13 protein-coding genes and 1 tRNA gene are annotated in these 10,237 nt (G+C 57.2%); 3 read left to right on the forward strand and 11 right to left on the reverse strand.

The features are described from left to right. Positions 1–73: 73 nt before the first annotated feature. Positions 74–445: a 50S ribosomal protein L7/L12 gene (gene rplL / locus L0664_RS18105; RefSeq protein ID WP_235227311.1), complete on the reverse strand. Its 372-nt coding sequence runs from the start codon at positions 443–445 to the stop codon at positions 74–76. 69 nt (positions 446–514) lie between these two features. After that, positions 515–1,027 (reverse strand): 50S ribosomal protein L10, encoded by a 513-nt coding sequence (gene rplJ, locus L0664_RS18110; protein ID WP_235227312.1) that lies wholly within the window; start codon positions 1,025–1,027, stop codon positions 515–517. 362 nt (positions 1,028–1,389) lie between these two features. On the opposite strand from rplJ, the gene L0664_RS18115 reads away from it, so the two are divergent. Continuing rightward, complete coding sequence (locus L0664_RS18115; RefSeq protein ID WP_235227313.1) at positions 1,390–2,346, forward strand: sensor domain-containing diguanylate cyclase; 957 nt, start codon at positions 1,390–1,392, stop codon at positions 2,344–2,346. Between the two features lie 87 nt (positions 2,347–2,433). Here L0664_RS18115 and rplA read toward each other — a convergent pair whose 3' ends face one another. Together rplA and rplK are read right to left on the reverse strand one after the other, a co-directional pair. Continuing rightward, positions 2,434–3,132: a 50S ribosomal protein L1 gene (rplA, locus tag L0664_RS18120; protein ID WP_235227314.1), complete on the reverse strand. Its 699-nt coding sequence runs from the start codon at positions 3,130–3,132 to the stop codon at positions 2,434–2,436. Between the two features lies 1 nt (position 3,133). Further along, positions 3,134–3,559: a 50S ribosomal protein L11 gene (gene rplK, locus L0664_RS18125; protein ID WP_235227315.1), complete on the reverse strand. Its 426-nt coding sequence runs from the start codon at positions 3,557–3,559 to the stop codon at positions 3,134–3,136. A 258-nt stretch (positions 3,560–3,817) separates the two neighbouring features. Between rplK and L0664_RS18130 the strand changes: the two genes are divergently transcribed. Beyond that, positions 3,818–5,188 carry a DUF3179 domain-containing (seleno)protein gene (locus tag L0664_RS18130; protein WP_235227316.1) on the forward strand — a complete coding sequence of 457 codons (1,371 nt, stop codon included), beginning with the start codon at positions 3,818–3,820 and terminating at the stop codon, positions 5,186–5,188. A 57-nt stretch (positions 5,189–5,245) separates the two neighbouring features. Here the strand turns inward: L0664_RS18130 and nusG are convergent, their stop codons facing one another. The 6 genes from nusG to L0664_RS18160 form a co-directional block, all read right to left on the reverse strand. Beyond that, positions 5,246–5,779: a transcription termination/antitermination protein NusG gene (nusG, locus tag L0664_RS18135; RefSeq protein WP_235227317.1), complete on the reverse strand. Its 534-nt coding sequence runs from the start codon at positions 5,777–5,779 to the stop codon at positions 5,246–5,248. A gap of 149 nt (positions 5,780–5,928) precedes the next feature. Further along, the gene (secE, locus tag L0664_RS18140) at positions 5,929–6,123 is read right to left on the reverse strand and encodes a preprotein translocase subunit SecE (RefSeq protein WP_235227318.1); all 195 of its coding nucleotides are present in this window, start codon (positions 6,121–6,123) and stop codon (positions 5,929–5,931) included. Between the two features lie 54 nt (positions 6,124–6,177). Then, positions 6,178–7,098, reverse strand: a complete 921-nt coding sequence (locus tag L0664_RS18145; protein WP_235227319.1) for a hypothetical protein — start codon at positions 7,096–7,098, stop codon at positions 6,178–6,180. Positions 7,099–7,146: 48 nt separating this feature from the next. Beyond that, positions 7,147–7,222, reverse strand: a tRNA-Trp gene (locus L0664_RS18150). Positions 7,223–7,272: 50 nt separating this feature from the next. After that, entirely contained in the window at positions 7,273–8,370 is a 1,098-nt protein-coding gene (locus L0664_RS18155) for a hypothetical protein (protein ID WP_235227320.1), read from the reverse strand. After that, entirely contained in the window at positions 8,363–9,031 is a 669-nt protein-coding gene (locus tag L0664_RS18160) for a CatB-related O-acetyltransferase (RefSeq protein ID WP_235227321.1), read from the reverse strand. Before L0664_RS18160 ends, L0664_RS18155 begins: the two co-directional genes overlap by 8 nt. 145 nt (positions 9,032–9,176) lie before the next feature. On the opposite strand from L0664_RS18160, the gene L0664_RS18165 reads away from it, so the two are divergent. Further along, on the forward strand, positions 9,177–10,067 hold the full coding sequence (locus L0664_RS18165) for a DUF1036 domain-containing protein (RefSeq protein ID WP_235227322.1): 891 nt from the start codon (positions 9,177–9,179) through the stop codon (positions 10,065–10,067). Between the two features lie 84 nt (positions 10,068–10,151). On the opposite strand, the gene L0664_RS18650 is transcribed toward L0664_RS18165, so the two are convergent. Next, the coding region (locus L0664_RS18650; protein ID WP_336247117.1) for an EF-Tu C-terminal domain-related protein at positions 10,152–10,237 on the reverse strand (86 nt) is incomplete at its 5' end.

Raw genomic sequence — 10,237 nt, forward strand, 5'->3', positions numbered from 1 at the left:
TGATGACATCGCGGCAAACAAAAACGGCGGCCCCGAGGGACCGCCGTTTTCGTAGTCAAAAGATAAACGAGGCTTAGCCCAGTTCGACTTCTGCGCCAGCTGCTTCCAGCTTGGCTTTTACGTCTTCGGCTTCGGCTTTGTCGACGCCTTCTTTGATCTTGCCACCGGCTTCGACCAGGTCTTTGGCTTCTTTCAGGCCAAGACCTGTGATGCCGCGGACTTCTTTGATGACGTTGATTTTGGATGCGCCAGCGTTCTTGAGAACGACGTCGAATTCTGTCTTCTCTTCTTCTGCTGCGCCAGCGTCGCCGCCGCCAGCCATCATAACAGCGCCACCGGCTGCTGGTTCGATGCCGTACTCATCCTTGAGGATGGTTTTCAGTTCTTGTGCTTCGAGCAGTGTCAAACCGACAATGTCTTCAGCCATTTTTTTCAGATCAGCCATTTGCTTTTCCATTTCTAAGTTTGTGTTCCAACGACAGGGGCAGTCCCTACGTCGGCCATTCAAGTTGCTTTAAGCAGCCTTCTCTTCGATGGTCGAAAGAACGCTAGCGATGTTAGAAGCAGGCGCGCCAATTGCGCCGGCGATGTTGGAGGCAGGTGCACCGATGCAGCCAGCGATGGAAGCAATAAGCTCCTCACGGCTAGGCATTTCGGACACTGCTTTAACACCAGCGACGTCAAGTGCCGTCTCACCCATAGCGCCACCGAGGATAACGAGCTTTTCGTTATCTTTGGCGAAACCCTGAGCAACCTTGGCCGCAGCCACAGGATCCTCAGAAAAGGTCAGAACGGTCATGCCTGTCAGGTGATCAGCGATGCTTGCGCATGGCTTACCTTCGAGGGCAATTTTAGCGAGCTTGTTTTTGGCAACGCGTACAGATGCATCGGCCTCACGTGCACGGGCACGCAGGTCTTGCATCTCAGCAACTGTCAGGCCTTCGTAGTGGGCAACCACAACGACGCCAGAGCTTTCAAAGATTTGGCCGAGGTTTTCGACCAATTGTTCTTTTTGTGCTCTATCCACAGTTTCACTCCAAATATGGGGCTTGGGAAGAATTCCGGCCCCGGCTCAAGTTTGCTTGGCCTTTGCGGGCCAAACGTAGAAGTCCTCGATGTACGGGGTTGAGCCGGTCAGAGTGGAACCCGTAGAGAGCGCCAATAAATCTCGGTCTTTCCCGCCTCAGGCAGGATTTATGAACCGAAGTTCACCCACCGTCTCGGACGAATGCACAAAGGCGCGCGACGAATCCCGCAGCTGTGTACGACGGGTGATGTAGCCGCGTCACGGCCTTTTGCCAAGCCCTGATACGTGGGCCATGCCGTTTTCCCCCAGCCTTCGCGTGAAAAGTTCAGAATTTGTCAAGGATTGGCAAATAACAGCGTGGCATGACGGCGCCCACATCAAAACCCATCCGTGATCTGGAAGATTTCGCAGGTATTGCGTCGGACTGGTTTTGGGAAACGGATGCGGATCACCGGTTCACCTATTTTTCCCCCCGCATGGAAGAAGTCACCCATATGCGCATCAAGGACATCCTTGGTCGCAGGCGAGACCAGCAAATGACGCTTGTGGGGGACGGGCAATGTTTCAAGGACCATCTGGATGATCTGAACAACCGCCGCCCGTTCCGGAACCTTGAATACAGGGTCAGTCGGCAAATGGCCGAGGGTCACCTTTGGCTGCGTGTGTCAGGGAATCCGGTGTTTGGGCCGGACGGGGCATTTTTGGGCTATCGCGGCACCGGGCATGACGTCACCGAAGAAAAAGAATCCATCGCGCGGTTGGCGGCGATGAACGGGGCACTGGCGGCGCGCAATCATGAATTGGATGCATTGCGCCGCGAACTGGAACTGGCGGCGTTTGAAGACCCGCTGACAGGGCTGCGCAACAGGCGTGCATTTGATTCCGCCATCGCAGAGGCGCTGTCTGTACGCGAACCTTGCGTTGCGTTGCTTCATATTGATCTGGACCGGTTCAAACAGGTCAACGACACGTTCGGGCACCCTGCTGGCGATATGGTACTGGTGACGGCCGCCGCGCGGATCAACGCGCTGTGCGGTTTTAGCAATGAGGTTTTCAGGATTGGCGGTGACGAGTTTACGCTACTGGCGACGGAGTGCTGTGATGGCAGGCAAGCCATCCAGCACGGGCAAGACATTGTCGACGCGATCGCAGAGCCGATCATGTTTGGCGATGATCCATTGTCGATCGGGGCCAGTGTGGGGGTCGCGCTGTCTGGCGCGGTTCCGACAAGCCCGCATCGCCTGATCGCGCGGGCGGATGTGGCGCTATATACCGCCAAAAAAGAAGGCCGCAGCTGCGTGCGCAAGGCCGTGGCGTAACCGTATCATAGGCAGAAATGGCAAAAGGCGCCCCGTGTGGGACGCCTTTTGTTATCTTTGGTGAAACACCGGACTGCGATTGCGGCCTTAGTTTCCTGTCGCGTTGTCTACATTCAGTGTCACGCTTGGGCCCATTGTGGACGTCAGCGAGATTTTCTTCATGTATGTGCCTTTGGAACCAGCAGGCTTTGCCTTTTGGACCGCACCAACGAACGCCAAAACGTTTTCTTCGAGCTTTGCAGCTGTGAAGGACGCTTTGCCGATGCCAGCGTGAACAACGCCAGCTTTTTCGACTTTGAACTGAACTTCGCCGCCCTTAGCAGCTTCAACGGCGTCTTTGACGTCCATTGTCACTGTGCCGACTTTCGGGTTCGGCATCAGGTTGCGTGGGCCCAGAACCTTACCAAGACGACCAACGATTGGCATCATGTCAGGTGTCGCGATGCAACGATCGAATTCGATCTTGCCGGACTGAACGATTTCCATCAGGTCCTCTGCGCCGACAATGTCTGCGCCAGCGGCTGTTGCTTCGTCAGCTTTGTCGCCACGTGCGAACACTGCGACGCGCATGGTTTTGCCTGTGCCGTTCGGCAGTGCGATCTTGCCGCGGACCATCTGGTCAGCGTGGCGGGGATCAACACCCAGAACAACTGCGATTTCGATTGTTTCATCGAACTTCGCTTTGGCGTTGTCTTTGACCAAGGACACGGCCTCGGACACAGTCACGTCGGCTTTGCCAGCGAATGCTTCGCGGGCGGCGGTTGTGCGTTTTCCGTACTTTGCCATCTTACTTAACCTCGATGCCCATAGACCGAGCAGAGCCCAGAATGATTTTCATTGCGCTTTCGATGTCGTTTGCGTTGAGGTCCTTCATTTTGGCCTCTGCAATCTCACGAACCTGCTTTGTGGTGACTGTACCGACAGTTTCACGGGACGGTGTTTTCGCGCCGGATTTAACCTTGGCGGCCTTTTTGAGGAAGTAGGACGCTGGTGGCGTCTTGATGTCCATCGCAAAGGATTTGTCCTGGTAGTACGTGATCACGGTTGGGCACGGCGCACCGGGCTCAAGGTCAGCTGTTTTAGCGTTAAACGCCTTACAGAATTCCATGATGTTGATACCGCGTTGACCCAGTGCAGGGCCGACGGGTGGGGATGGGTTGGCTTGGCCAGCTGCGACTTGCAGCTTCATTGTGCCAGCGACTTTTTTAGCCATGAGGCTTCTCCTTTTGTCCGGTCACACACCGCGTGTCTGTGACCTATGTGGATGTGGTCTGGTCTGACGCTCGCGTGCGCCGCGCCTCCCACATGGAATACCGGTTTCCGAAACGGACCCCGACAAGGGGCTGCTTTAGCGGGGCTTGGGGATTCTTGCAAGGGGGATTGGCCCGCAGCGCTGTGATGATGCAAATGTGAATAGCTGCGTGATTGAAGTTCGATCTAGGGTGGCCGGATACGTCTTAAAGGAAATGCCATGTCGTCGTCCCCCCGCCCGATTATCGCCGCCGTTTTCACCCTGATCATGGCCGTGTGCGCCAGCGCATCAGCCGCGCAAACCGCCGACCTGCCAGATTATGTGATTGACGAATTCGGCGCACCGCCCGCGATCCCCGATGGGGCGCTGTCCGATGACTTGCAAACGGCCATCGACCGCCTTGTGCGGATCAGTTTGGATCAAAACAGCTGGGACATCGGTGATACGGGCGATCTGGCAACGATTACCGATGCCAAAGACCCGCGCGTTGCGTGGCTATTGGCGGATATGTTGCGGTTTACATGGCGACCTGAATTTTCGAACGCGCTGATGAAGACATCGACCGACCTGTTGGGAATCAATCGGCTGGATGTGTTCCACCCGTCTGAATTGATCGACTACATGATCGCGTGGGATATGCCCGCCTACCCCGGCTACCTTGATAGTAAGCGGGCGATCTACACCAATTATCTTGAGGGCTGGGACGAGATTTTCGTGGAAGGTGACATTGACTGGCATCTTGTTGCGTGGGGCGGCGTGAACATTGATGCGCGCCCCTATGACACGACTGATGATGTCTGCAATTGCATCCCCGCAGCCGACAACCCCGAAGTCAGCACCGCGCAAGACGCGACTTGGCTGGATGACGACGCCATCGTGTTCGGCATTACGATCAACGGGGAATCCCGCGCCTATCCGCGCCGCATCATGGAAGTGCGCGAGATGGTCAACGATACCCTTGGCGGGCGCGACCTTGGCATTCCGTATTGCACCTTGTGCGGTGCAGCGCAGGCCTATTTCACCGATGAATTGCCGGACGGGGTGGAAAGACCCATCCTGCGCACATCCGGCCTGCTGATCCGGTCCAACAAGGTGATGTATGACCTGACGTCTGGGTCGGTGTTTGATACCTTCCTTGGGCGCGCAGTGACGGGTCTTTTGTATGATATCGGGTTTGAGCTGGAACAGGCCACGGTCATCACGACAGATTGGGGCACGTGGAAAGAGGCGCATCCAGATACGACCGTGCTGGTCGAATCCCTCGCGCTTGGTCGTGATTTTGATTTTCGCAACGGGCGGGATGCCAACGGGCCTATCTTTCCGGTAGGGGATGTGGACCCGCGTTTGCCCGTTCAGGAAGACATCATTGGCGTGACCACGGGGTCAGGTACGCCAGTCGCGTTCCAACGTTCCGCTGCGATGATTGCCCTGCGCAACGACCAAGAGATCATCTTCGAAGATGTCCGTCTTGAGATAGATGCAGGTGGGATTCGCGCTGTGGGCCTTGATGGCGCAGACGTTGGAAGCCATCAGGCGTTCTGGTTTGCGTGGTCGCAGTTTCATCCAGATACCGAACTTTGGATGCCTTGAAACGCAAAACGCCGCCCCGGATAAGGGCGGCATTTTCCAAATTCTGACAGGCGGGGTTTAGCCCTGCTTGGACACCTGTGTGAATTCCAGTTCGACCGGTGTGGCGCGGCCAAAGATGGACACGGTAACCTTGAGACGCTGGTTTTCTTCGTCGACTTCTTCGACCATGCCATCGAAATCCTCGAACGGGCCTTCGTTGACTTTGACCTTCTCGCCGATCTCGAAATTGATGAGAGTACGTGGTGCTTCCTGGCCTTCTTCGACGCGGCCAAGGATCTGCTGCACTTCGGCGTCACGCATGGGCATCGGACGCCCCTGTGGCCCCAAGAACCCTGTGACGCGGTTGATGGAGTTGATCAGGTGGTAACCTTCGTCGGACATTTCCATGTGGACCAGAACGTAACCGGGCATGAAGCGTCGCTCTGCCGTGACTTTCTTGCCGCGGCGCACTTCGATGACTTCTTCGGTTGGCACCAGAACTTCGGTGATCTGATCCTCAAGGCCTTGTTCTTCGGCCGTTGCGCGAATGGTTTCTGCGATCTTCTTTTCGAAGTTCGACAACACGGAAACGGAATACCAACGCTGCGCCATGATTTTTGTCCTTCTTGGTCGAAACGGACCCGCACGGGAGTCCCGGAAATAAAAGCGGCGTGCAACTCATCCGTTGCACGCCATCTAAACTGAGTGGTTCTTTACCGCGACGGCCCTGACACTTCAAGGGGGGTCGCGGCGGGTTTCACCTAGAAAGAACTAAGAACGTTTTCGAGACCGAAGCGGATGATCATGTCGACCAGCGTAAAAAACAACGCCATGACGGCGGCCATGATGAACACCATGATGGTGGTCAGCGTGACTTCGCGGCGGGTCGGCCAGACGACTTTGCCGACTTCGGCGCGGACCTGCTGGATGAATTGAACGGGGTTCGTGCGTGCCATGATCTGTCCTTACGGGGTGGATTGGCGTTGAGGTAACTGTGTTGGCAGGGCTTTTCAACCCTGTGGTTGGGTGGCGTCGCCTGTGGGCGGCGATTGCAGCACAGTCACGCCGTCCATTTGGGCAATCCGCGCCATTTGTGCCGCGTAGATGTCACGGGATTTGCGCAGGGTTGAACTGCTGTAAAGTTCAAACAGGGAATGATCTTTGCCGACGGGAAACGCGCGGCGTGCATCCCGTGCAAGGGTGCCTTTTTCCCCTGCGCTGGAAGCTTCGAGGGTGGTTTGAACGGCCGTGACCGACAGCCCCTGATGAACACGTTTGTCGATGAATTTCAGTGGTTCGACGTCGCTGATGCGGGTCAGGTGTTTGACGATAAGTGATTGGGATTGGTGGTAATCTTCTTGGCGCCAGACGTAGATACGGCGCAGCCCGTCAATGGTGCGCAGCCCGTCGATGTAATCGGCCCAATCCACAGCACGCCAATCATTGCGCAGGCGAAACTGGCGCGGGCGGATGTGAAAGCCGCCAAACATGGCCTGCGAATAGGCAGACCCGAGAAAGGACGCAGGATCGCGCACGGCGACGAACAAATCGGTTTCAACGGGCGCCCATTTTGCGACCAGTTCGGCGATGCGATCCCGTCCGGTGGGGTAAATCGGCAAAACTGTCCGCCCCTTGAGGTCTGCCAGATTGCCGACAAAGTTTTCTTCGCTCAGCACGAGGTGACGCCGCCCTTTGACCAGAAATTTCAGCTGGCGTTTGGGTGTGCGGCGCGGTGGGGGGCTTTCGGACCAAGACAGGCCGAACATCGCGGCCAGATTGCGCCCCGGCATGCGCAGATACCGCGGGCCGTAAATACGGATGCCATCATCGGCCAAAAGCCCGCGATTTTTGTACAGAACATTCTGAAGATGGGAGGACGCTGTTTTATGCGCGCCGATGTGCAGGGCAATTGACTGCGGCAAAGGGTGCAATGTCTTCTCCCGTTGAGGCGCGCGCGTGCGCCGCGGAACCGTGTGGCTTGGCAGGGGCTGAGGGACTCGAACCCACGACCCTCGGTTTTGGAGACCGATGCTCTACCAACTGAGCTAAACCCCTAAGCCAAGTGCGGGAATACCCAGCAGTTGGCGACTTGGCAACCGCAAACCTTACTCAGGGATGCGGTTTACCTTGTTCAGCGTGCTGAGTGTGCCGAAGGACTGTTTGATGATCTCGTCTGCGGACTTGAACCGAAAGCCTGAGCCGCCGCCGGGAAAGACGCTTTTGAAGGGTGGCTGAAGGGGGGGCGCATCTGTTGCAGCGGGCGGGGCCGTGCGTTTGCCCTGCGGTTTGGGCAGGGGTTTACCCGGCGTTGCCTTTTGGGCCTTCGGGCGTGTGTTTTGTGTTGGGGTTGGGCGCGCCACGTTGCTGTCCTGGGGGTCAAACGAATCCCAGGGTGACACGTTGTCGGCGGCTGGCAGTGCCTTGCGGCTGGGTGATTTGGCCTGTCGTTGTGCCTGTACGTCGCGGGCGGACATCTGGGACTGGGTCGCAGACGAGCGCCGCCCTGTGCCAAGGCCCAAGCCGTATTTGCCGATGCCCAGAACCACCAGGAGCCCCGCGAGACCGCCAAAAATGATCACCAGATTGAAACTGTCGTCGGCATCGGCAAACAAAGCTTCGGTGCGCGGGCCGAGGAACGGTTCGATCACCATCAGATCATCAGCGGCGGGCAGGTTGCGCATTTGCATCTGGATGCGAATCGCACTGTCCCATGTTGCGTTGCTGTTCAGCGTGCCGCCCACGGTCACTTCAACCGCATCGCCACCGCCCTGCGCGGCCAACTGGCGGGTCAGGCGGGACAATTCGCTTGGCATTACGACAAGCGCTGCCTTTACCTCCCGCCCGAGGTCATCCGCCAACAGGATATAGGCGCGTTCCCCGCCCGTGCGATCAAACGTGCCCTGCGGAAGGGCTGCGAAATACAGGCCTTGAACCGATACTTCGTCATAATCGCCGATGTCGGATTGGGACCATTGCGACAACAGCGTTGTTGCGGGTGCTGCGTCCCGTACGCGCAATTCTGCCTCGGCCACGTTAAGGCGATATTCTTCGTAGACAGTATAGGCAAAGAACCCGACCGCGGCGGCACAGGCGAAATACAGCGTCCAATTGAGATGGAAGAACCAGCGCAGATACCATGGGAAGAATATCGTCCGCAGAATCACGAAAACGGCGATAAACGGCATCAAAATGAGTTTAAGCATGCGGTGCGGCCCGTTCCAAAGCGTCTAGATCAGCGCCACAAATGGCGGCTTCGTTCGACACTACAGTTTCAATCGGCCAATGCCACCATGCGATCTTTGCCAGCGCCGCGATCGTGGCATCATCAAAGCGGCGGCGCACGGGTTTGGCGGGGTTGCCCGCAAGGATCGTGTAGGGCGGATGGGTGCCGGACACGACAGATTTCGCGCCGATGATGCAACCGTCACCGATGTTGGCCCCGGGCAGAATGGTAGCGCCCTGCCCGATCCAGACATCGTGACCAATGGTGGTATCCGGCCCCGCACCCGGCATGGACGGGCGGTTTCGATCCATGTCCAGAAAGATCGAAAACGGGAAACTGGAAAACCCGTCATAGCGGTGATTGGCCGAGGATGTGATGAACGTCACACCGTCCGCGATCTGGCAGAATTTACCAATCGTCAGGGTCTCGGGGCTTTGGGGGAACAGATAGGGTGCGAGGTGGAACGCCCAATCGGCGGGCGGAACATGGGCGCTGGCATAGGTATAATCGCCGACGGTGATGTTGGGGTTATCGATGGCCGCGCGCAAAAAGACGGTGCCTTTGTACTGCGTGCCATCCGGCAGGATCACGGGATAGGTGGTGTCAGGCGTTGGAAAATCACGTGGGGGAAGTGGGGGCATGGCGGGCATCCTTTGCTTGAAGCCAAACCTAAAAGACCCGCGGGGTGGTGACAATATACCCCGAAGGATCAATGTCTTGCCGCTTCTTGACGTTCGGGAAACTTCGCAACATTCTTTATCGCATATTAGCACCTAGAAAGCCTTTATGAAGCAGATCGTCCAGACCCCCGCACCATCGCCGACGTTGATTTATCCGATTAAAATCACGCGGATTCTTGTGGATGTCGCGGGCAGCGTGCGGGGCAATGACACCGTGGTCTATACCGTGATGGGCGCGGACGGCGGCGAGGCTGCGTTCGGAACACGGCAAGACGGGCAGATCACAAAGATGTTCGCGCAGGTCGATCAGATCTACATGGAGGTGGGGGATGTCTTTGAATTTGATACCTCTGTCGCGGTGGCGCCCAAGCCCACGCCGCCTGTGCAAAAACCCCAACCTGTGGAAAAGGTGGCTGCAAAGCCTGCGGGTGGCGCGCAGCGAAAACGCCGTAGCCGTTTGATGAGCGTGGATCTGTGGGTGCTTTTGATAGCAGTCGCCGTGATGGCTGGCGTTTTTCTGCAAAGCAGGTCATCCGACGCACCCGATCAGGTGGTCACGCAGACCCAAACGGTCGCGCCGGAGCCCAATCGCGCGTCCGAGACCAGCCAGGCCGTTGAGCCAGAAGACGACAGTTATTCCATGACGCTTTGTAATCGCACCGACGGGGACGTTTTTGCCGCCTATGTCTGGCGTCAAAATGTGGACGACCCCGAACGCACGTTGCGCGCATGGTACACGATCAAGGCAGGCGATTGTGCGACCACGCCGAGGGGGAGCTTCGGGCGGTTCTCGGACGACTACGTGTATTACCGGGTCGAGAATGAAAACAACGGCCACTGGAGCGGAAATGCGGAGTCGGGATTTTGTATTTCAAACGCCGAAACATTCCGTGTGCTGAGCGATGATTACAATTGCATCGGAGACGAGGACGTTCGCGATTTTGGCGAGGTCCAATTCACGCGGGACGATCCGGAGTATATTTTGAATTTGAATTGAGGTGTGGTGTGGTGTCAGGGCCACGCATGCAAAAGGCCGCCCATTTCTGGACGGCCTTTCGTTTATTACTTCGGGTAACCGAGGTTACGCCAAGATCTTGGAGACCACGCCGGCGCCGACGGTGCGGCCGCCTTCGCGGATCGCAAAGCGCAGGCCGTCTTCCATCGCAA

The organism is Octadecabacter dasysiphoniae, assembly GCF_021532615.1.
Lineage (GTDB): Bacteria > Pseudomonadota > Alphaproteobacteria > Rhodobacterales > Rhodobacteraceae > Octadecabacter > Octadecabacter dasysiphoniae.